This window comes from Pseudoalteromonas luteoviolacea NCIMB 1944 (assembly GCF_001625565.1).
GTDB lineage: Bacteria > Pseudomonadota > Gammaproteobacteria > Enterobacterales > Alteromonadaceae > Pseudoalteromonas > Pseudoalteromonas luteoviolacea_F.
On sequence record NZ_AUXS01000064.1, the window covers coordinates 225,762 to 248,141 of the forward strand.

At 41.6% G+C, this 22,380-nt stretch carries 16 protein-coding genes; 7 read left to right on the forward strand and 9 right to left on the reverse strand.

The features are described 5' to 3' along the window. Positions 1–214 precede the first annotated feature (214 nt). On the reverse strand, positions 215–2,458 hold the full coding sequence (locus N483_RS21825; RefSeq protein ID WP_023397935.1) for a response regulator: 2,244 nt from the start codon (positions 2,456–2,458) through the stop codon (positions 215–217). A 333-nt stretch (positions 2,459–2,791) separates the two neighbouring features. Between N483_RS21825 and N483_RS21830 the strand changes: the two genes are divergently transcribed. The 3 genes from N483_RS21830 (at position 2,792) to N483_RS21840 (ending at position 5,369) form a co-directional block, all read left to right on the forward strand. Further along, the gene (locus N483_RS21830; protein ID WP_023397936.1) at positions 2,792–3,229 is read left to right on the forward strand and encodes a hypothetical protein; all 438 of its coding nucleotides are present in this window, start codon (positions 2,792–2,794) and stop codon (positions 3,227–3,229) included. Between the two features lie 125 nt (positions 3,230–3,354). Continuing rightward, a complete protein-coding gene (locus tag N483_RS21835) occupies positions 3,355–3,786 on the forward strand; it encodes a BLUF domain-containing protein (protein WP_023397937.1) in 432 nt (143 codons plus the stop codon). 203 nt (positions 3,787–3,989) lie between these two features. Beyond that, the gene (locus N483_RS21840; RefSeq protein WP_172642399.1) at positions 3,990–5,369 is read left to right on the forward strand and encodes an EAL domain-containing protein; all 1,380 of its coding nucleotides are present in this window, start codon (positions 3,990–3,992) and stop codon (positions 5,367–5,369) included. A gap of 67 nt (positions 5,370–5,436) precedes the next feature. Here N483_RS21840 and N483_RS21845 read toward each other — a convergent pair whose 3' ends face one another. After that, positions 5,437–6,672: a hypothetical protein gene (locus N483_RS21845; RefSeq protein WP_023397939.1), complete on the reverse strand. Its 1,236-nt coding sequence runs from the start codon at positions 6,670–6,672 to the stop codon at positions 5,437–5,439. A 388-nt stretch (positions 6,673–7,060) separates the two neighbouring features. Beyond that, positions 7,061–9,862: a tetratricopeptide repeat protein gene (locus tag N483_RS21850; protein WP_023397940.1), complete on the reverse strand. Its 2,802-nt coding sequence runs from the start codon at positions 9,860–9,862 to the stop codon at positions 7,061–7,063. A gap of 149 nt (positions 9,863–10,011) precedes the next feature. Here N483_RS21850 and N483_RS27120 point away from each other — a divergent pair, with 149 nt between their 5' ends. Further along, positions 10,012–10,191 (forward strand): hypothetical protein, encoded by a 180-nt coding sequence (locus tag N483_RS27120; RefSeq protein WP_023397941.1) that lies wholly within the window; start codon positions 10,012–10,014, stop codon positions 10,189–10,191. Between the two features lie 638 nt (positions 10,192–10,829). Here N483_RS27120 and N483_RS21855 read toward each other — a convergent pair. Beyond that, on the reverse strand, positions 10,830–11,720 hold the full coding sequence (locus N483_RS21855) for a LysR substrate-binding domain-containing protein (RefSeq protein ID WP_023397942.1): 891 nt from the start codon (positions 11,718–11,720) through the stop codon (positions 10,830–10,832). A 111-nt stretch (positions 11,721–11,831) separates the two neighbouring features. On the opposite strand from N483_RS21855, the gene N483_RS21860 reads away from it, so the two are divergent. Further along, positions 11,832–12,137, forward strand: a complete 306-nt coding sequence (locus tag N483_RS21860) for a hypothetical protein (protein ID WP_023397943.1) — start codon at positions 11,832–11,834, stop codon at positions 12,135–12,137. 87 nt (positions 12,138–12,224) lie between these two features. On the opposite strand, the gene lodB is transcribed toward N483_RS21860, so the two are convergent. The 3 genes from lodB to N483_RS21875 form a co-directional block, all read right to left on the reverse strand. Further along, positions 12,225–13,355 carry a lysine-epsilon-oxidase maturase LodB gene (gene lodB, locus N483_RS21865; RefSeq protein WP_023397944.1) on the reverse strand — a complete coding sequence of 377 codons (1,131 nt, stop codon included), beginning with the start codon at positions 13,353–13,355 and terminating at the stop codon, positions 12,225–12,227. Between the two features lie 5 nt (positions 13,356–13,360). Further along, positions 13,361–15,445 (reverse strand): CTQ-dependent lysine 6-oxidase LodA, encoded by a 2,085-nt coding sequence (gene lodA, locus N483_RS21870; protein ID WP_023397945.1) that lies wholly within the window; start codon positions 15,443–15,445, stop codon positions 13,361–13,363. Positions 15,446–15,705: 260 nt separating this feature from the next. Beyond that, the gene (locus N483_RS21875) at positions 15,706–16,836 is read right to left on the reverse strand and encodes a DUF1570 domain-containing protein (RefSeq protein ID WP_023397946.1); all 1,131 of its coding nucleotides are present in this window, start codon (positions 16,834–16,836) and stop codon (positions 15,706–15,708) included. A gap of 204 nt (positions 16,837–17,040) precedes the next feature. On the opposite strand from N483_RS21875, the gene N483_RS26705 reads away from it, so the two are divergent. Beyond that, complete coding sequence (locus N483_RS26705) at positions 17,041–19,068, forward strand: amidohydrolase (protein ID WP_023397947.1); 2,028 nt, start codon at positions 17,041–17,043, stop codon at positions 19,066–19,068. A gap of 46 nt (positions 19,069–19,114) precedes the next feature. On the opposite strand, the gene N483_RS21885 is transcribed toward N483_RS26705, so the two are convergent. Next, the gene (locus N483_RS21885; protein WP_023397948.1) at positions 19,115–19,480 is read right to left on the reverse strand and encodes a hypothetical protein; all 366 of its coding nucleotides are present in this window, start codon (positions 19,478–19,480) and stop codon (positions 19,115–19,117) included. A gap of 966 nt (positions 19,481–20,446) precedes the next feature. Between N483_RS21885 and N483_RS27125 the strand changes: the two genes are divergently transcribed. Next, on the forward strand, positions 20,447–20,587 hold the full coding sequence (locus N483_RS27125; RefSeq protein ID WP_023397949.1) for a hypothetical protein: 141 nt from the start codon (positions 20,447–20,449) through the stop codon (positions 20,585–20,587). Between the two features lie 384 nt (positions 20,588–20,971). Here N483_RS27125 and N483_RS21895 read toward each other — a convergent pair whose 3' ends face one another. Next, positions 20,972–22,219, reverse strand: coding sequence for a UPF0149 family protein (locus tag N483_RS21895; protein ID WP_023397950.1), 1,248 nt, complete (start codon positions 22,217–22,219; stop codon positions 20,972–20,974). Positions 22,220–22,380 lie beyond the last annotated feature (161 nt).

The window sequence follows — 22,380 nt, forward strand, 5'->3', positions numbered from 1 at the left end:
CTTTTGGTCATGCTTGCATTACGTAAGACGAACAAAATTGAGCTTTACGAGCAAGTATCATTAAAAAGAAATAAAGTCATCACCACGAAAAGTAGACACCACGAAAAGTAGACATATAACTATGTTGACAAGATACACATTGCGCAAAGATTTAACTGCTTCCACATCCCCTCAAAAGGAAAGTATTTCAGCTTCTGAATGGTCCTATTAATTATTAGCGAGACAGCTCTGGTGATAAGTATCTAGACAAGGCCCCCATTAGACTTTCCATCTGAATTGGCTTGGTGATGTAATCATTCATCCCCGCGTCAATGCAAGCCTCCCGATCTCCTTTCATGGCATTTGCCGTAAGTGCCAATATTGGAATATCTAAAAAAGCCTCTCCCGCTTCACCATTTCGGATCCGACGCGTTGCTTCGAACCCGTCCATAAACGGCATCTGGCAATCCATCAAGACTAACTGGTAGTCATGCTCCTGCTCTCTTAGTTTTTCAATTGCTTCTTGACCGTGGCCCGCCAAATCAACAATCAAGCCGATGGAGTCTAGCATTTTTTTAGCTACGAGTTGATTAACCGGGTTATCTTCTACCAATAAAACCATTTGATGAGAAAAAGAGCGTTTAATAGACGAATCAATATCTGTAGCAGTGCCTTGTCTCGAGTTCATGGATTCAAGTGTGCTCTCAAGTTCTTTTTGCGTAAATGGTTTGTTCACACGACTTGAAAACCCGAGCTTTTTAAAATACCCACTGCTGTGTGTATCACTGAGTAAAGTTAAAATAACCGCGGTAGTCCTAGAACTGACTTTCCACTTTTTCAACCAATTGTCGGTCTTTTTTCCCGCCACATAGCGGCTCAACAGGAGCAACTCAGTGTCTGCTCGTAGGCACGCTTGCGCGTCTTTGAAGTTGGTGGCAACAACCACCTCATGTGCAAATGAACAAAACATCTTTTTGAGTAATTCAGCTGAGGTTTCTGAGCTGTCAACAATCAACACAGACTGCAATCGAGCTTCGGGTTCTAGGTCTAACTTTTTAACCGATTCAAGTAAGATCTCAAAGCTAAACACACTACCCACACCCATCTCGCTTTGCAGCGATGTATTTCCCCCCATTAGTTGACATAGGGTTTTTACAATTGCGAGGCCTAGACCCGTTCCGCCAAACCTTCTCGTGGTTGTAGAGTCAACTTGAGAAAATGACTGGAATAACTTTTCTTGTTTATCTAATTCAATACCGATCCCAGTATCTTTGACATGCCCTATTAACCTTACTTTATCGTTGTGTAACTCTGTGACCAAAGTCACGGTTACATCTCCTTGGCTCGTAAATTTCAACGCGTTACCTACCAAGTTTCCTAAGACTTGTTTAAAACGAATAGGGTCCCCTTTTACCCAACGCGAAGTGACACCTACGGTATCAAGCACCAACTCTAGGCCCTTGCCGTGAGCTGCATGTGCATGCGTTTGCACAAGCGAAGCACTATGTTCAATGATATCAAACTCAACATGCTCAATTTCAAGTCGACCCGCTTCAATTTTAGAAAAATCCAGAATATCATTGATCACAACCATCAGGGCATCTGCGCTAGATTTTGCGGTCATTACATAATTGTGCTGTACCTCACTCAACCCTTCTTTTTCTACTAACTCCAACATGCCAATAACACCGTTCATGGGAGTGCGGATCTCATGGCTCATATTCGCCAAAAACTCAGATTTATGCCGCGATGCTTCTTCTGCCCGTTTCTTCGCAATAGCTAATTCATGGTTGGTGTTGAGCAGCGCTTGTTGGGCCCGCTTATTGGCAAAGTTATGCAACTCACCAACCATAATGGCAAAGCCGAAATTAAACACTAACTGGGCGATCATGATGGTGATAAAAAACAGCTGAATATAGATACTCGTATCTGTCAATATGCTGGTTGAACCATCACTAATTGGAGCACTTATCCGAAATATGCCAGCCGTGTTTAAACATCCAAGCCCCAGAACAACGAGCGCACCCGAGACTTCAAATCTATTACGACGATGTTCAACTAAAATAGCGACTATCCAAATTGAGGTACATAAAATTGTCAAAACAGACAGCTTTAATCGCCAAGCGTATGAGTCATGCCAATACGTAAAAGTACCTAAACATATTAGAAAGACGCCCAAGTAAACCACAAATATTCGCCACGGCGGGCGCCTCTGAACCGCATAATACAAGCCAACCAGCATCATGATTAAAGACAGCTGACCACAAAAGTTAGAAACAATGTGTTTAAAAAAATAAGGTAACGAATTTTGAGCCGCAAAAAGGCAAAAGTTGGTAACCAGTAACCACGGACCGACAGCCCAAAACGCAGTTGCTTTAATGTCTCTATTAGCCATCCATAAAAAAGTAAGGGCAGTTGCTGACGCAACAATACCAACTGCACACATTAGCAATATTGTTTGCGTTGACAATGTCAGCATTAAAACTGCTCTCCTATTCTTTGCACAAAAAAGCCTTTTGGTTTCCACTACTAAAAAAGTAGGAGAGGGATTCTTTAAAGTAAAGTACCCAAGCAAGATGCTTCGACAAAACTCGCCTCTTCCGGTACTGGAAACACACAAGGCGATAAACAACACACATAAAAAGAAAACACCAAGTTATCCAGAATAATTAAATGTTACAATTGAGAATTTTAATTGTAATCTTAGCGTGTTAAATTGAATTCGTTTTCAAATAAACCTCAGAAATACAGTTTATAAATTAGAGGTTGACTGGAAATATAAAAATGAAAAGTATAAAAAAGGAAATTTAAAATGAAGTATATAAAATTGGCCATCGTAGCCGCTGCAATGTCTGTTGGTGCTTCTGCTTATGCAGACTCTAGTTTAGGTGTTAATATTACTGAGCAGCCACGTCCTGGTGTACCACAAGCCAGATGGACATATGTCAACATCACTGACAGCTATGGTCAAAATCAAAATGCTAAATTTAATTATAGTATTTCTAACTACACAATTAACTTTAATTGGACGACCAATGAAGGCGCCACAGGCGGTTGTTCGATCTATTATGATGTAAATAAGGATAGTTCAAGTGCTTGGGATGATCAGGTTGCTAAGCGTCGCTATGACACAACTAAGTTAATCCTATCTAACTTAAAACCTGGCGATCAGCTGTTCGTGCAATCAGCATTTGGTAAAAACTCTTCGCCATGCGAAGTGACTGTTAAACATAGCATTGGCTTAAAATAACAGGACTTTTTTGAGGGGACTTTCCCCTCAATTAAACTCGTCACAACCACCTGCCCACTTTTTAAAGTGCAAAACTCTACATTGCTGTCTATCTTTGTTTATATTGCAACAAATATAGTAATACCATGGAATTGATTGAGCTTATTTATATAAGTACGGTGACTAACCCACTGTGTGATGAAGAGTTAGAATCCCTGCGCAGACAGTGCGCCGCAGCCAATCAACTTCGAGGCATATCGGGTATGCTACTTTACGACGGCCACCATTTTATGCAAGTTATTGAAGGAGAAAAGCCTAAAGTAGAGCAGCTGTTCGAGCATATCAAACAAGATAAAAGGCATAATAATGTCGAAGCACTGATTTGTAACCCAATTAAAAAGCGCAATTTTCGCAAATGGGCTATGGGCCTAATCGATCTTGATAAAAGCCCTTCATATAGAAAAGTCAAAAAGTCCAGGCCCCACAGACGCCTTCCCTTGAGCTATAAGCTACTCAAATCTTTTCGCAACCACGAGTTTGAAATTGACGAACATATTGAACGCTCGTTTGGCAATTAGCATATCTAAAATTGCATTTTATTCATGAATTTTATTCAGTCAGAAAACGGTTCTGTAATTGACTGTAATGTAATTAACCCCTTAATGAACAAAAAACACATATTTCGTCCACTTTTCTGTATTTAAATTCAGAACGTACTTTTCTCAACTATTTTTCTTTTATGAACAATATTTATTTAAGCATAGCAATTATAATTGCCGCAATGAGCATCATTGCACTCGTAAGGACAAACCAACTCCATAAAAAGGATTTAAAAGTCTTAAATGAACTAAAAAAAGCAAAAGATGCGCTAAGTAAGTCGGTGCTTTATCACGGCACTAGCGATATCCCGAACTACTTGTTCTTTATGCAAAAGTTAATGAAAGTGGATAGAAAGTTTTCTAAATTTCATGTCTCTTTAATTAAGCTCGGAAGAACACCGGTTTTTGACTCTATAGAAAACAATCAAGATACGCTTTCTCAGTTGTTCAAGGAGATAGGTAAATCTTGCCAACCTTTTGCCTTGGCACTACATGATTCCGATTATCTAGTCATGGCGTTTGTCACCCATGATACAGGGTCAAACCAAAAAGAAGCTGAAGCAAAACAAAAAGAAATTTTAGAAAAGTTACCCAAACAAGTTTGGGTGAACAATACGCAAGTTCCAATAGACTACGCAATTTCTTCTATGAGTTTGACGGGTCAATCTTCCTTGTATGGTATAGACAAAGTACAGCGCAGACTGACGTTTTCAATGAAATACGCATTGGAGTCACCATCAGGTACGTTTTTTCACAATGAAAAAATATATCAAGCGGAGATGTATAGAAAACATGTGCTACTCAAGTTGATGAATAGTATTTCATTTAACCAAGATGATTTTTACCTCGTTTTTCAACCAATTTTTAAAACATCTAATATAGATAGACCACGGCGCTACGAGGCACTTATTCGATGGCGGAATACCAAAAACCTAGGCCCAAAAGCCTTTATGCCTATGATAGAGGATAAACCTGAGCTGCACAGTGAATTGACAAAAATTGTCATCAACCAGATTTACTCTATGTTAAAAATAAAGCTTGAAGCGCGCGAAAAATTAAAGCCTATTCATATGAACATTTCGGCACAGTTATTAGAGGATGAAAGCCTATTAAACTATCTCAAAAAGGTTATTCGAGATACGCCGTCAATTGCAGCATTTATCACATTTGAAATAGTTGAAGGGAACGATTTAAAACTCAGTGATAATACGATAAACACGTTGAGAAAAATGTCTAATCTTGGGTTTAGTTTTGCGATAGATGATTTTGGCAAAGGTAAAGGAAACAATGAGTTATTAAACAGCCGTTACTTCAACTCAGTAAAAGTTGACAAAACATTTATTACGCATATTCAGGACAAAGAAACACAAGCTCCGCGACTAGATGCTATTATAAAATCAGCACAAAACAGTAACAAAACGATTATTGTTGAAGGGGTTGAAAATAGATTTCAATACCAATATATGACGAGGTTTGCGAATGTATACATTCAAGGCTATTTTGCATCTGTACCACTGACAATGAATGAATTCTTATCCCAAGAACAAGAAGAGGCCGCTTAACTAGCAATGTAACCTTCTGGCGGTTTGTCGGTTTCTTAATCTTGCAAAGAAACCGACTGCTTTTTCGTCAGGCCTTGAGCCAAAACAAACTCCCCTCTACCGAGCGCCAGGCTTTCAACCCTCCCTTGCCTATGTACTCAGTCATCGCATCAGATATTTGGTTATTTCCTCTTTGAGAGTCAGCTCCAGCTAAAGCAACAAATTCCGGAAACCTCTGTTTTATGTGGCTTTTTAAATCTTGAGCTCTTTGACTGTTACCATTTTGAGCATATTCACATAGCAGTTGGGTTGCACTATCGGGAAGACTACAAGAATCGAACTTATCAACAAGCACGCTCACACTTGACCATTTTTGTTGTTTAATATAGCAGTTGTAAAGCTGATATCGATTTTTATAGTAGTCGTTTGGTGCAAGCTCAATTAACTCTTCTAAAACACGCTGAGCGACATCAAATTCATCTAAATTAAAATGAATCTGCGCTTTTCTTGTTTTCAATATAAAATAAGGCTGCGCTTCATGGAGGTTTTCAATCTCCTCCCTGAACTGCTCTATAAAATTTACAGTTATTAGCTCTCGCTCAATGACAGTGATAAGTTCATTAATTAATTTAAGCGTGGCTTGACTGTCTTTATTCAGAATATCATTTAGGTGACTTTCTATTTGGTCGCGGTTAAACCCAGGCAGCGCACTCGTCTCTTCTGCTTCCTGAATACACTGATCTGAGAATCGCATTTCATAGGCTGTTTCTCTTATACATTGACCTAATTCATTGTGAGCCGATAGTGCTTGATCACGAAAGTCGCGGCTTTCTCCGAAAGTGTTTTGAGCATTTAAATAACTTTTCAAGCCACTCAATACGCGCCTTAACTTTTTAAGTTGAAAACTTTGAACAGGGCTAAGGCTGTTTTGCTCAATAAAAGATAAGGAAAGTAGCATGCCCATGCAGTAGTTCGGTAGCGGCATGTCGTTTCGAAGTGCTGTTTGTAGGTCCAATTTCGACAATGAGCACTCAATGGGGAGTGTTAAATTACCTTCCATCACACTATCCATGCAGACATGATAAAAGTCCATTAACGACCTTAAATGCATTTCATCATCAGGAGTATCGTCACCAAACAGTTTAGGGATCCAAACACTTGGTAAAACTGTTTGTGGCGTTAATCCTAACCCAACTATGTACCCTTCTATAAAAAATGGGTCAGGCTGTTTTTCAGATAAAAAAGACAGCTCGTCTTTAATTTTATTAATGCTTTGCAATCCTTCAAGCCACTTAACCTTTATGTTTATATTAATATGATACATGACTGCCAAAGCTATTTATACATAAAAATAACGTACAGTTTCCATTTTAGCTAAATCAAAAAATATAAACCCATAAAAAAGTGCAATAAAAATCAGGAAAAATGAGTCCTATGGATTTAAAAATCAAATCCTCCTTCTCCACCTAACGGAACAAGATGTAACAGCGTCAAGTAGCTATTGAGTAACATCGAACTACGTATTTTTTCAACGGCAACTATCGAATACTAATGTAAAATTTAGTTTTAATTAAACTCTATTTTTATGTGCACACCAAGTATAAACGATGAGAAAATCAAAAAATAACACTTATTTAGATTAAAATATATTTAAAAGCACTTTACATAAATATTTACTTTTTCATTGACAATAGCCAAACAAACAGCCCTGTTTATCGCCTCTGCAATTTATACTCTTCAAGCTCGCTAACCGCTGCTTGATGACCGCCAGATGCAGCTGCTTTCAACCACATTTGGATCTCGGTAGTAAATTTATTGTGATCTTGCTTTTTAAGTAACATTGCCAGCTTGTACATGCCGTCAGGGACTTTTTCATCTGCTGCCAATTGCAACCATTTTACTGCTTTGCGCATGGACTCTTCACTTGTATCATGGCGAGCGTAATAATCGCCCAGTAAGATATAGCTTTTAACAAATTGCTTATCTGCCGCCCGCTGCAACCACTCAAGCCCGTCTTTTTCTTGATTTTGAGACAGGTTTAGTGCACCTAAGTTATGCATAGCATCTGGCACCCCCAAATTTGCAGAACGTTCAAAGTAGTCTTTTGCTCGCTCAGTATCTACTGCAACACGCAAACCATCTCGATAGATCACGCCAAGTGAGTTTAGCGCCATACCATCATTTTGTTGCGCAGCTTTCATAAAATAGTATCTGGCTTTGTTGAAATCTATATCGACGTTAACACCGTGATAGAAGTGTTCTCCAATGAATGATGCAACATTAAAGTTTTTCGCTTTCGCTAACTGAGATATTGCCTCTACAGCATCATCTTCGCTTTTATCAACCCCTTTTCCAATCCAATAAAACTCAGCAATTTTATTAAGAGCATCCACCTTTCCCAAGGTTACTGAGGTTCTATACCAGTTAAATGCGAGGGCTAGATCTTGAGGTTCGATATCATCACTTTCATATAAGCTAGCAAGTTTATATGCAGCAGCAGCATTGCCAGCCTGCGCTGCATTTTGCAGCATACTAAACGCGTCTAGTTGTTGCTTGCCCGCTAGTTGCTTGTTCAAAATCATCTCAGCTTGTTTTACAACACATAAATTACAGTCTTGTCCCCGACTCTCTTCAAGTAATTGAAACGCTGATTGAATATCACCGTTTTGCTCAATTATGCAACGGCTATGATTTATGGCCGCCCGTTTAGCGCCTAACTCATGTGCTTTTTTGAACAGAGTACACGCCTTTTCCTGATAGTCTTTGGAGTTATACTCTAAATAAATATCGCCGAGATTGATTAGTGCAGCGGTATTATGTTGTTCAGCAGCTTCTTTATATAACTCTATGGCCTTAGTTCTATCCTTTTTAACAGCCACGCCATTTAAGTAAAAAGTTGCGAGGTTATTTTTTCCTAGGGCAGAACCCATTTCAGCTGCTTTTTGATAAAAAGAAACCGCAGTGTCTAAATCTCGTTCAACTAACTCACCTTGTTCGTACAAAAAGCCTAAATTTGCAAATGCATTGCCAGCGCCTAACTCACCGGCTTTCAAATAAAACGATCGCGCCTTTTTAAAGTTGATGAGAAGACCAAATTCACCAAATTGATATATGTGGCCAAGCATTTCATTTGCAAATGCGACATCGCGATTAGCAAATGCTTTTAACAACCCAACAACGGGTATGTCTCGCTCTTTATTGGCGCGCATACCTTTAACTAAGCTTTTCAAGCAACTTTCCTGTCCAAGTTTTGCGCCCTCATGGAAATAAGGTCTAGCCAATGCCCAACTCTCTTTTAACGCAACTTCTGCCGCTTGGCAAAACGCGGGGGCATAGCCAGATCTAGCTGAAACTAGGTAATACTCCAGTGCTAACTCATCGCTTTGCTCTTTGCCATCTGCGTAAAAGTAGGCATTGGCTATGTTAAAAGCCGAAAAGCGATTACCTAAATCGGCAGCCTGCTCAAAGAGAGTTAGCGCCTTTGCTCGGTCCTTTTCGATTCCTCTCCCTAAGTTGTATAAAGTCCCTAAATTGTGCATTGACTGAGCATCTTGCCTATCTATTCCTTTTTGATACCAATAGATCGCTTTGTCATAATCCCGCTCTACGCCTTTGCCTAGCTCATATAAGCTACCTAAATTTCCAAAACTCAGTCTACTGCCTAGTTCCACAGCCTGCTCAAAATAGCTTTTTGCACGATTATAGTCGATGTCTACACCGTCACCGTTGTTATACATCATGCCTAGATTATTAAGTGCATCTCGCGACCCGTTTTTTGCCGCAACCTGATACCATCTTAAGGCTTGCTGTGTGTCAGGTTTACTTCTGTGATAAAGATATCCAAGTTCAAATGCACATTCTTTGTAACCTCGTACATAACTCACTTGAAAATAGTCAGCGGCTTTATCTAAATCTCTAAGTTTCTTTGACTCTCGGTAAACTATACCTAGACCACACAGCGCTTTGACATCACCATGGTATGCTGCGTTAGCGAAAAGCTGCTGCGCTGTTTCATAGCCTTTCTCTTCTCGCCAATGCCTTATAAATATGTATCCTAATTCGGTAGCTGCTGAATAATCCCCCAACTCAATGGCACGAGCATATAAATTCATTGCCTCCTTTAGATCTACATCAACACCGTCCCCCCCATAGCGATACCACTGTGCTAGAAACAAAATAGCGGGAATATAATCTCGTTCAGCAGCCTTAACTGTCCACTCAAGAGGCGTACCTTGTACATACTCTTTACCGTGCCCTTTTAATAGCTTTTTCGCAATTTCTAACTGAGCAGGCCCGTATTCGTAGTCAGCTAGCTCATTCAGTAATTCAAACTCATAGTCATGATCTTTTAGTCGGTAAGCCTCTTGAGATAGCAATAAATAGCTTTGAGCTACAAGCGCATCGGTTGATACATCATTTGGCTGGTGAAATAGCAGGTGAGGAGCAACAGGTTTTTGAATCGAGTTACAACCGGACAAAAGAGTAAATAAAACAATAAATACAATGAGTTTCATACAAAAATCTAATCAAAAGACGCCAAAGCCAAGACTGCCAGCAAAGAGCTGCGCTTGCAAGCCCACTGCTTATAATTCTAGCCAAGGTTCAAATATTTGGCAGTAATTTGTACTTCATCTTTTATACTCCAATCTCAACGGAGCTGCGAATGCAAAAACATAGATTGCGGGGCAAGCCCACAATGACGATGGATACAAATGCTAAGCACTACGGTACTTTCGACGTCCGACGTCACCCAGTTCCAACGCCGTCTTCCTGTCCCCCCCAGCCCCAACCTCGTCACCCTGAGCTTGACTCAGGGCCCATCACCAACGGCGCGCTACACTAAAACATGGATTGCGGGGCAAGCCCACAATGACGATGGATACAAATGCTAAGCACTACGGTACTTTCGACGTCCGACGTCACCCAGTTCCAGCGCCGCCTTCCTGTCCCAACCTCGTCTCCCTGTTCCAACCTCGCCCCCCAGCCCTAACACCGTCATACAGCTCTAACCTCGTCGCCCTGAGCTTGACTCAGGGTCCATCAACAACGGCGCACTACACTAAAACATGGATTGCGGGGCAAGCCCACAATGACGATGGATACAAATGCTAAGCACTATGGTAACTCCCGACATCCGACGTCACCCAGTTCCAACGCTGTCTTCCTGTCCCAACCTCGTCTTCCTGTCCCAACCTCGTCTTCCTGTCCCAACCTCTTCCCCAAGCCCTTAACACCGTCATCCAGCCTTAACCTCATCCCCCAGCCCTAAACTCGTCACCCTGAGCTTGACTCAGGGCCCATCACAAACGGCGCTTTACACTAATACATGGATTGCGAGGCGAGCCCACAATGGCGATGTGAGCTTACCTACAACTACTGTGAAATCATGTTTGGATATCAAAGCCAAGTCAGTAAACTCAGTGGAAATTCAGCCTCGGACTTTCTCTCAAATAGGAGGCTTCTCAATCTTGAATTCCTCACCTATTGCGCCGCCACCCCATTTAATTCAGCAACAATCCAATCGCGAAATGCTTTGAATTTAGGCCATTCAAAATGGCTTTCTGGCGCAACTAAATGGTAACTATACTCACATAACCAAGCGAAGTCGGGGTAGATTTCTAACTGCCCCATTTCCAAAGACTGTTCCACCATGCGTTTACGCAATAAAGAGAACCCTTGTCCGGCGACAGTCGCTTGTTGCACAAGCGCCGCATTGTCAATTTTCAAATTGCTTAATGTGTGACCTTCTAAGTCAAGTTGCGAGCTCAGCGCTTGCCAAGCCAATTCATTGTCACGTCCTTCATCGTATATAAAGTTGAGTTTAGACAGCTGCGCGCGAAGTGGTTTGTGAGGGTCTATTAGTCCGGGACGATACGCAATAACTAATTCATCTTTTGCAATTAATTCACTTTTTAATCCTTGATAGTCACCCAAACCAAAGCGGATCCCTATGTCGATATCCTCGTGATTAAAATCCGCCAGTTGCTCGGTTGGATCTATCCGAAGTTGATAACTTGGTAAGGCTTTATTAAAGCTCGTTAGTCGAGGAAGTAACCAACACGTAGCAAATGAGGGTAAAACAGATAAGCTGATAGTGTTTGGATTTGGATCTGACTTTAACATCGACAGTCCCATTTCAACTTGCCCAAAAGCTTTGTGCAAATATGGCAATAAATCTTGGCCTTGCTGAGTTAAAAGCACTTTCCTCGTCTGCCTTTCAAACAAAGTACACCCTAGCTGCTGCTCCAAAATACGGATCTGTTGACTCACAGCAGCTTGTGTCACAAATAACGCTTCTGCGGCTTGTTTAAAGCTGCCCAATTCTGCAGCTGTTTTAAAGTACCAAAGCCCTTTAAATGGTGGTGATTTCATTTCATTTTCACTTAACTAAAACTTAACTATGGAACAAAATTTCTCGTTTGTCAGTTTTTCCAATGGATCTAATACTTAGCGATGAAACCAGAGACATAGGGACTTTTTATCATGAAATATGCAATTATACTCGCAGTTCCATTCATTACTTTTACATCAGCGGCTCAGCAGGTACAGGTTGAAAGAATTTTCACCAATGCGGGATACCCCTACAAAAACTTAATTATGAAAGCAGAAAGAGTGGAACTCGTTTACACCGAAAAACAAGACAAAACGACCTGTCGAGTGAAGGTCTATAATGACGATACTTTACATCAAGGTGAGCAAGTAGAAATATCTAAAAAAGCGTTTTCGGATAACCCGGTAAAAAGTTGCTTGGCCCGTAAAAACGCTAAACAGATATTAAGTTTACTCTAGCAGGGGGATATCACGCTGTTGCAGTTTCTTAGATCAAGTGTTTTTGATCTGAGAAACTGTTCACTGATAGTTGAATGGCCAGCCACATCAAGCAACCCGATTTAGACACTCATGGCGCTTGAGCCAAAATGGCGCGTCATGCCAGCGCTGCTCTTTGCCGTAAAACTGCTGCTTTAAGTTTAAATATTGCTCAAACTGATTCTCTAAATCTTGTTGGTAAATACGGCTTCTATTTAAGAAGTCTTCGGGTGTTAATGAGTTGCCAATGATGGTCGCGGCTTGACAACCCGATGACATGGCAAACCCCAAGCCCATTGAAGAGATAGGATCAAAAGCACACGCAGCATCCCCCACGGGCAAATAGTGCTCAATGTGTGTAAAGCGACTAAAATGTGTGCCCGCAGGCCGAACCCAGAGGTTGTCGTCGACAAGTCGCGATCCCGCAACCCTTTTAGACATATGCATGCTCTTTGTGAGATGTTTCTGCCACTGTTCAGAGCGGTTTATTTTCATTTTTGAAATGAATTCAAAATCACTAAAGTAGGTGACAACTAACATTTTCTGAGATAATGCTGCACTATACCACCAGCCAAACTCATCACTTTCTATCAGTTGGATTTGCTCTAGCGCCATGCTGGTGGTTTCAAAAAATGCTCCAACGCCAGTTAACCTGTCATACTGAGTTACATGAGCCCCCATTGATTTACTCAATGAAGAATTACGACCCGACGCATCCACAAGGTAACGACATACAATTTCAAACTTGCCAAATTCAGGGTGATTCGCAAAAACCAAGTAACGTCCGTCCTGCAACCTAGTTACCATTTTACATTTAGTCCGCGGGAATACATGACCGCCGCGGTTTTGCACACTTTCAACAAGCGTTAAATCAAACGTTTCTCGATCAATTTGAAAGGTTGCTCTATCAGGTGCAAAAATCGCGTGACGATTTGCCGATTTATCACTTCCCCAAAAAGCGCTATTGCCTTGAGTAGGTGTAAAACAACTAGCCCCAAATTGCGCCCTTGGCAAGTGCAAATAGTCTAACAATGAAAAAATACTCGCTGATACGCTTTCACCTATTCGAAGCCGTTGCAAATCGGATTGTTCAGTCATAATTACCGATAAATTAGTGTGATTAAGCAAGTTCAATGCAGCGCAGGCCCCGCCGGGGCCTGCGCCAACAACCAGCACATCACATTCATGTGCATTTATCATCTCAATTACCGTCTTGTGCGAGTACCACTGCGCGGCACTTTTTTAATGGCAGGTTTTGCCGTAATTGGCTGTGCCATTTTCTTTTCAAGTCCGTTAAGTAAGGCTTTGGCTTTTGCACACCCTGATGAAAGGTGGCTTTTCACATCATCTGGAATGTAAAACACCGGAATGTCCGTGCCGTCATCTTGCTGGTTGCCTGTGATATCAGATACAGGGACATCCTTGTATGCAAATAACTGGTGGTTTCGCTCCGATTCTGTAAAAAATGGGAAGTTTGGCTCTTCAGTGTTTTGGTTGCGAATAAACCCTAGTGCTGACCAATGCTCCACCATTTGCACAAAACTATTAATACCACGAGCATAATTTACTTGTTGACCAGCGGGCAAATGGGTCAGACTTTGGTCATCATACTGGTTGGTCAGCACATCCCACGGACTTTGTGGTGGCCACCAATAGCTATAATACGTTGGTGCAAGCGGCACCATATTTGGGTCTTCCTCTGTGCCTTCATTCACTTTGTTGACCGTAGGATCGGTAAAGTTCACATTTTGAATAGTACAATTGAAGAAATCAGCCTGCCACGGGCACGCCATGCGTTTAGTTAAATCGCCTGGCTGGCAACCACCGCCTTCACATTCATCGCGCTCTGGATCTAAGCCGCTTGGAAAGCCATTACCCATACTTTGGTCTTTGATCACATAAGGCGCCGCGTATACTGCAGGGTTTTGCATGCTCCATGTCACCTCAATACCTGGGCACATAGGCAAGCCCACACAATTACCGACACTGCTTTGATCGGCATAAAATACACCAAAATCATCTTGTGCAGACGTAGGCTCTGCGGGCTTTTCACTTGAGAAATTCCCCTCAGCCCATTGGCTCAGTAAAAAGTATTGCGTTTGAGTTAACGTCAAAAACTTATCGACAATATTATCCTCTGCGTTACTGACTGAGTTGCTACCTGAATTCATAGGCATCAAGGGTAAATGCCCTTCAGTACCATGTTCAAATAGCTGCTGATTAGTTTGTTCTAGAGGTGGGATTTGCTGCATGGTTGCAGGGTCAACAGGCTGTCTGAAATAGTTAAAGTAGGCCTCTCGGTTTGCTTTATTGTCTTCAGAGTTATCTTTAAAATCAAAGATATTTGACACAAATGCCGACATAGATTGGACATTAGATACCCATTGATAGCGGCTGATCCGCTGAATAATCGGCTCAATATCTCGATAATAGTTGGCCGGATAAGATGTTTGAAATTCACCACCTTGAAATAGCTCGGGGCATAGGTTTTGCTCCCTAACCGCAACATCAAACATGGTGTCGCTCAAATTGGAAATATTGACAATTTCCGGCGCAAAATCAGGTGAACCAACAATCACCCAAGCAGATAGTTTCAACTCCTTGCCATCGTTAAATGTTACTGTGCAATAAACAGTCCCATCAGCAATATCGTCATGCCAAGTGTCTGCACCACCGTATGATTCAAGCGGCTCGTTACCACCGGCATTACCGAAACCACCGATGACCACTAAACGCCCTTCATTGTCCGTTAAAATGTTACCCAGCGTTTTAACTTCTGTGCCTTGACAAGGTTTAGGAGGAAAACTCACGGGGTAATTACTAGGCGCGCTCGCCTCATCAAAATTGGCTTGGTCATTGGCACCTGAAATGGTTCTCGGGCCCGGGTCAATAATCAACGCGCGGCGATCGTCTGCGTCTTTATTGCGCCAAGGCGTACCTCGCTTTTTGTAGCTGTTGTCTTCACCGAAGAGTAAGTTGCCTTGCAACTCATTAAACTCATACCATGCCGCTTTTTTGTTTGCGACATGTACGGTCCACGTAATGGCTTTAACCTTGTCACTTGATAGCGTCAGTTCATTATTGTTTTCATCAATAATTTTAAAAGGCTGGCCTTGTCTGCGGATCCGCCCCTCGTCATCCTTAAATTGGCTTACCGGGGTGTCTATTTTATTACCCAACTCATCAGCTTCGTAGGGAAGCCCTCCAATTTGATCCGGTGCCAAGTAAAATTGACCGTCGCTATTTCCAAGTCTTGCGACGCCCACTGAAGGGTGAAGTGAATAGTTCATATTTATATCCTTTAGATACTTTTACTACTGCAAAAAAACGCACCTGTTAACAAAATAAGTCTCGGTGCGCACTTATTTCGCTGAGATACAGCTCCAGCAGAGTAAAATAAATGTAGCACTCAAGTTAAAATATGCACCTTTCTTTTTTTGGTACACGAGCGGCAATGAACTGCGCTCAATCCATGTACCGTCTTTTGCGATATCCACTTAAAAATTTAACACTCTGACTTATTTAGTAAAAAAGAATTAGAACATGGGAATTACAGGCGCTGCGTTTTGATTGGAAGATTTAAATATTTTTGAAAAGCCGCCGCCAAATTGGGCTGATTATTTGTCATTATACCCTTTAGTTGATTTGCAGTGAGTGAACTACACGGTTCTGACTGCTCTTGCAACAAGATATCTTTAAGCGTCTGACGTCCCGAGTTTGAAGACATTAAAAAGTGAACGAATGCCCAGCTGCTTTTGTAAAAGGGTTCTGCGTTTTCAGTGCTCCAAAGATGTTCCGCATTTAAAAGTTCTAAAGGAGCGACAACCTTACCACCAATATGACCCTGTTTATTGAGGAAGTATTGTGGTTTTATTTTAGCGTGATGCATCTTTACTTCTACTGTCTCGAAATACTCGGCAAGCCCTTCATTTAACCACCGCGGCGAGTAACCTATTACAGCTTGATTAATTGCATGCACCGCTTCGTGGACCGCCGTTTGCATAGTTTGTTCATAAGACCGTTGCACTACCAATGCGGTATTTTTATTGCCAAAATAAATTCCGGTTGTGTTTGTGCCATCACCACCATACGATTTCACCACTCGCTCATACTCACGCCTGTTTGGCAGCACCTCTATGTTAAGTGTGACCTTTCGCATGGCTTGTAGCCCAATAACACTGGTATAGCTTCTGAATATTGCATTTAGCCGCGTAATGAGTGCATTTTTGAAAGAATGAGTAACCGTTTTTCCTTTGATCCTTAGCTCAAAGTAATCCAAAACCCGACTGTTTTTTGGTTGGTATAACGCAGCATGATGTTTAGGTTTTTGATCCGAATAATTGGTTATCCCTTTGCTATCTACCCACGTATAAATGCCATTTTCTATCCGGTACTTGATACTGCCGCCAAGTGGTGGCTGACACCGCCCATAACGACGCAGGTTAGTTTGGTGGTCCGCGATTTCTCTCAGTTTAACTGAATCCTTTCCATTGAGTTCACTCTGAATATCAACGCCAACCACTGAGAGTTCAGCTTCGGTATCCCTTGGTTTATTTGAATCATTTGCAAACTCTGAGCTCGCTTGAAAAAACCAAAACTGCCTGTCATCAAAAAATAAATAAAGCGATATCGACAAAGCAATAATGCATACCTTGTTGATAGGATCCTTCCATGTGAACATATTTTTCGTTCATCCTTAATCTAGATAATATAGTGCATATCCATCATGCACCGATATTTAATCAAACCTTCCTGAAATAGTTACACACGTCTCTACACTTTTTCCCTGTAACACAGTGTAATACTTATGTACCGCTGTTTGGTTGTATGCTTTTTTGCAATAGTTTTAAACACTCACAATCAAGCAAACAAAAGGAAGACGACTATGAGTCATCACGATTGCCACGAATGCGCCCAGTGCGCATGCCACAACCCTCTATGGTCCTCATTTGAAAACCAGCCAAGCTTAGACAAAATAAAAACCAGTATTAACCAAGCTTATGCCAATAAGCAAGCATCAGATCAAGAAGCTATGAAAGAGTTGGTTATGTATTCTGGTGGAAAAATTCGGCCAATGATAAATGGCTCAACAGAGCAAGTTGATGCTATTGGCTTTGCAGGCGACACAGTAATTGCTGTGGGTGACTTAGATAACGTCAGCACAAAAATGCATGCACTGGGAATGCAAGAGCATGATCACATTGAGCTCTCTTCTCAACAAACCCTCTTACCGGGATTGATTGAACCACATGTGCATATTGTCCCAACAGCAATGACGATGAGCTGGGCACCGCTTGGACCTTACAATGATAAGCCAGATGATAGCCAGCGTTTGAAAGAAGACTATAGCCCAGATACAATTTGCGAGGTGGCCCTTGAAGCAGAAAAACACTTAAAAGAGGGCGAATGGCTGCTTGGAGTCGATGTTGATCCATCTCTGATGCCTTTTGTTGATAATCAACTACAAGTGATTGACATAAAATGGCTAGACCAAAAATTTCCTGATCGCGCTGTATTTTGGCTAGCAGCCTCATTACACACGGCTTACATCAACACTATTGCGTTAAATGAGATCGTAAGTAAATTCCCCGAAAGTGAACGTGATGAGTTGACCGAATTGGTTAAGAAACAAGGTGCCTTACAAGAGCTGGATCAAATGGGCTACGGTTTTGACGCTATCCCACTGTCACAAAAAGCGCAAATTATTGAAGACTTGCCAAAGAATATCAGCAATATATTTAAAACTGCCAATGAGCGTGGTGTCACCATGATGCTTGAAGCTGGTATGCAGCCCATTATGGAAATCGTGCTCAAAGCTTATCAAGCTCTCACCCCACAACGTGCACGCGTCGGCTACGCAAAGCTGTGCTCCAACGTGCAAAGTACCGAAGACGATATTCACCCCTTTAAGCCACTTGAACGAGTAGACTTGAACCAACCATTTCAAGCGGCCGTTAAACTAGTGTCAGATGGCTCCAATCAGGGACTTACTGGGTATCAAAGTGAGCAATACAGCTGTAACCCAAAAAATAACTACGGTATTTTTAATTTTAGTGTATCGCCTACAACCGAAGGGGTTGCGGATCCACATTCCGAAGTGATTGCCACTGTTACAGATCTACAAACCGAGAAGGTTGCTTTAGTTTCAGGTTCAAATACCAAGGTAATTGCGACTGTTACAGAGCAGCAAACCGAAGAGGTTGCCATTGTTACTTCACCACCAGCTGATCAAGAGCCGCAAAAACCTAACTTTCAAACAATGGTTAACAATATAATCGCTAAAGGTTGGCCAATGCTTATCCATGCCAATGGTAACCACGCCATAGACATCACCTTGGATGTTTATGAAAACGCGCTCAATGGACAATCTGGGCTTGAGCGCCGCCATCGTATTGAACACTGTTCGTTGCTGAATGATTTGAGCGCCAAACGTATGCAACAGCTGGGAATTTCACCGAGCTTTCTAATTGGCCATGTTGGCTACTGGGGGTATGCTTTTGATCAAGTGATCTTTAAGGAAAAAGCGCAACTGTTAGATCGCTGTCAGACCATGATAGACCTTGACGCACGGATCACATTACACAGTGACTTGTCAGTAAGTCCACTGGGGCCGCTGCGCATGATGGAACAAGCGGTAACCCGAATTATGGAAAGATCTCCTGAGGGCGCTGTTCTCAATGAAGCCGAATGCATTACTCGTGACCAAGCATTGCGCGCCATCACCTATGATGCCGCATGGCAGTGTCATACCGACCAATGGCTTGGGAGCCTTGAAGAGGGCAAGCTAGCTGACTATGTGATTTTAGAGCAAGATCCATTAAGCATTAAGAATCCAAAAGAAATTCGCGATATACCTGTTCTGCAAACCTGGGTCGGTGGCAAGTTACGATACCAAAACAAAAATGAGTTATAAAAAGGTCTGTTTTACTGTTTAATCTCGATTAACGATGAGTATCGGCTTAGTCGGTGCTTGTCGTTAACGCCCTTTTATGCCAAAGCCAACATAACATCAAACTCAAAGCACCACTTGCATACGTGATCAACAAAGGCAATTGCGTAGCAGCATCTTCAGCGTACATAAATACACTCGATAAAACCCACGCTGCAACCGCCCCGATAATCAGCCACACAGATGCTGATATTAGCTTATGCTTTGGCGCAGAGGCATACCCAGCAAACACCACACATGCAGCCGCCACACCGCCAATGTTCGGCTTTTTCCAAACTCCAGCGATATCGGCAATCACCCCAGCAAGGGTTGCAGAGACGACAAACACAACAATGACAATGGTTATGGAAAATAAAAAACGTACCAATAGATTCATCCTCTCTCCTTCAACGAAGTTGTCGCAACGACATTGTGACAGCCACACTGCCAAATGTATCAATCAGGTGGTGATCTCAAGTGGCGAGCGTAATTCAAAATGCGCGCCCATTGGTTTTGCTCAATGCCCGGGCCATCATCCTCAACGATTAATAAACATGAATTTTCAACGAGTAGCAATCACACGTTTATCTTGTTATTGGCAAAATGCGAGGCATTTGACGTTAAGTTGTTCAATGCTCGCAGTAATGCTCGACGGTCCAAAAACAGCTGACTTTTTGCCAATACCTTGTCTACAGTATAGTCAATTTCTAGATTGCTAAGCTGCTGGCGGAGCTGTTCTAATTCGCGTTCAATTTGCCCGCAAGGTGGCACTTCGCAAAGTGGGTGATGTCCATTGCCCGGTTATATCGAGATAACGCCAATGTTTGGCTAATTAAATTGTCCAGATCGTCAAAGCCCGTTAACCAACACCCCGAATACAGGAGGTAGTGAAGGCGTTGGCTATTTTTGGTTTCTTGACCATGAACATATCCACCCTGATGGCGGAGATCCCGGCGTGTTTAGCTATTTTGCCATAAATAAAACTAATAAGTCGGCAGTTATATTGGCCTCGAATGGTGATGAAACCCATCCAGAATTTGAATCTCAAATACAGATACTTGGCAATGCCGCTTTGGGGCTATATTTATACTCAGGAGTAAAATTGCTTCAATCGAGGAGCCTGCACCGAGCACATGCCTGCAAGACTCCTCATCCCTGTCACCTTGAGATTGTTTCAGGGCCTATTTATACAGACTATACTATATGCGCTTAAGCAGCTTAGAGACAAACCTTGTCCAACGACTTCCACACACAGCGCGAGCACGGCATTGACCTTTTAAGCTCGTTGTTAATTCAACTTATTGACCTCTTAACTTACACTTGTTAGTTTAAGTACCGATAATAAAAAATAAAGGAATTGAAAATGAAAGTTAAGTTAAATAAAAAGCCACTAAAAAAACTATCAAAAAATAAAACAGCATTACCGGTTGAGGCTACACCTCAAATAGCCGGTGGTAGTACTACTTACCAACCGACTGACCCATTTTATCAAACTGTGCAATAATACGCTTAAGCAGTATAGAGAGAATACTTGTTCTATCATAATATAGTTATAAGTATTGGATTGAGGCCAAGAGATGCATACTTGGCCTTTTTCGATAGTATTAAACCATTTAAACCGACCTCTATCGCTTGTACTTCATCATACTAAACAAACCTATTACATAGGCTATCAGCAACAGGATTTAAGTCGCAACACCTTCAGCATACAGAAGTACACTTGATAAAAACACGCCAATCCTCATCCCTGTCACCCTGAGATTGTTTCAGGGTCATTAACCAACGAAATAAATTGCGGGGCAAGCCAGCGATGACGAGGGAGACAAAATCGCTTACTTTTAAACTTTGCAAATACTGACTGTTTAAGCTCTATAATTAAGAACAAAGACTACTTCTTTTTATTCCGTAACCAAAATAAACTCCCCTCAACGCTTAGCCATGCTTTTTTACCGCCCATTTCAATATAGGTGATAACTTCTTCTTTAGAACCAAGTGTGTAACCTAACACATCGTGAAGTCTAACTTTTTCTTGTCCTGTTAAAATTTTTACAAAGTGTTTGTTTGCTTTTATCAAGCTTTGTTTAATCGCATTTAGCTCAGCAGACTCCCCTTCTAAAGCAAATCGCATCAAAACATCGGCAGCGCTCATAAAAATCCCACCATCTTCATATTCGCTCAACAATACCTTTAACTTATCCCATTGTTTTAGCAAGACTAAGCAGTTTGCATACAAATAGCGGCAGGCTTGATTATCATTCGGGTTAAGTTTTAACAACGCCTCTAACTCGGTGCATGCTTTTTGGAATTGGTTACTTTCAAACAGTAACCTAGCTTTGTGAAAACGCACAGCCATATAAGGCCGAGTCTCATGAATAAGCCAGAAATGCCCTTCGTTTTGTTGTTTGAACGCAGGTGTTATAAAAGTTTGCTCTTCTACATTAAGAAATTCATCAAGTAAGTACAGAGAGTCAACATCATCTAGTTGAAGCAAGAAACTGACGGCATCATCTTTGGCATCTAGTGCTTCGTCACTAAACTCATTGTAATCAACTCCCTTAAATTCTGAATCTGCAAAGTCATCAATATCAAACGGCAACATACTTAACGTATCGGAAAGAGCATGTATTGTTGAGGCCAATCTTCTTTTTGCCAATAAAGCTTCTTGCTCAAAAGTTCGAGTCGGCTCAGAGTAAGAAAACATCAGCTTTGCCCTATCAAGGCTAGTAAACCCAGCAAAAAAAGCTTGTGTTTCAACAATGGCCTCTTTGTGCTCGGCAGACAGTTTTACATCATTTAATACGGTACTGAGGCCTGCTATAAAGCCAGTGCAAAATTTAGGTAAAGGCGCTTCTTCATCTAGAGACGTTGCAATATCATTTTTTGATAGCACACACTGTTTTGGCAACTTATACGTTGCTTTAGCCACAGTAATCTGGCATTGCTCACACAGCTCCATTAAGGCTTCCAGTTGGTATCTATTAATTGATTGGTAGTCACCAAATATATTAACTAACCATTCATCAACCCGAACCTCAGTGCCAAGCGTTGCAAGTCCGACTAAAAAACCTTCAATGTAGTTATAATCAGGTTGATTCAGTGTATTTTGTGAAAAAGCTAAGATAGTTTTTCGGGCCATGGAGTGTATCAAAAGAAGTCCCTTTTATATTGGATAATAATAGCTACTAAACGTTACTCTTTTACCCATTGATACGCAATGCCGCACTCAGGAGGCGAATACAATCGTTATCATTCTTTTTGCACAGAAAGGGTTAGCACTTATTTGTGTACTTCCTGGCC

Coding starts and splice junctions, on each gene's coding strand:
- N483_RS21825 (WP_023397935.1), bottom strand. CDS start 2,458: ATGCTGACATTGTCAACGCAAACAATATTGCTAATGTGTGCAGTTGGT.
- N483_RS21830 (WP_023397936.1), top strand. CDS start 2,792: ATGAAGTATATAAAATTGGCCATCGTAGCCGCTGCAATGTCTGTTGGT.
- N483_RS21835 (WP_023397937.1), top strand. CDS start 3,355: ATGGAATTGATTGAGCTTATTTATATAAGTACGGTGACTAACCCACTG.
- N483_RS21840 (WP_172642399.1), top strand. CDS start 3,990: ATGAGCATCATTGCACTCGTAAGGACAAACCAACTCCATAAAAAGGAT.
- N483_RS21845 (WP_023397939.1), bottom strand. CDS start 6,672: ATGTATCATATTAATATAAACATAAAGGTTAAGTGGCTTGAAGGATTG.
- N483_RS21850 (WP_023397940.1), bottom strand. CDS start 9,862: ATGAAACTCATTGTATTTATTGTTTTATTTACTCTTTTGTCCGGTTGT.
- N483_RS27120 (WP_023397941.1), top strand. CDS start 10,012: ATGCAAAAACATAGATTGCGGGGCAAGCCCACAATGACGATGGATACA.
- N483_RS21855 (WP_023397942.1), bottom strand. CDS start 11,720: ATGAAATCACCACCATTTAAAGGGCTTTGGTACTTTAAAACAGCTGCA.
- N483_RS21860 (WP_023397943.1), top strand. CDS start 11,832: ATGAAATATGCAATTATACTCGCAGTTCCATTCATTACTTTTACATCA.
- lodB (WP_023397944.1), bottom strand. CDS start 13,355: ATGATAAATGCACATGAATGTGATGTGCTGGTTGTTGGCGCAGGCCCC.
- lodA (WP_023397945.1), bottom strand. CDS start 15,445: ATGAACTATTCACTTCACCCTTCAGTGGGCGTCGCAAGACTTGGAAAT.
- N483_RS21875 (WP_023397946.1), bottom strand. CDS start 16,836: ATGTTCACATGGAAGGATCCTATCAACAAGGTATGCATTATTGCTTTG.
- N483_RS26705 (WP_023397947.1), top strand. CDS start 17,041: ATGAGTCATCACGATTGCCACGAATGCGCCCAGTGCGCATGCCACAAC.
- N483_RS21885 (WP_023397948.1), bottom strand. CDS start 19,480: ATGAATCTATTGGTACGTTTTTTATTTTCCATAACCATTGTCATTGTT.
- N483_RS27125 (WP_023397949.1), top strand. CDS start 20,447: ATGAAAGTTAAGTTAAATAAAAAGCCACTAAAAAAACTATCAAAAAAT.
- N483_RS21895 (WP_023397950.1), bottom strand. CDS start 22,219: ATGGCCCGAAAAACTATCTTAGCTTTTTCACAAAATACACTGAATCAA.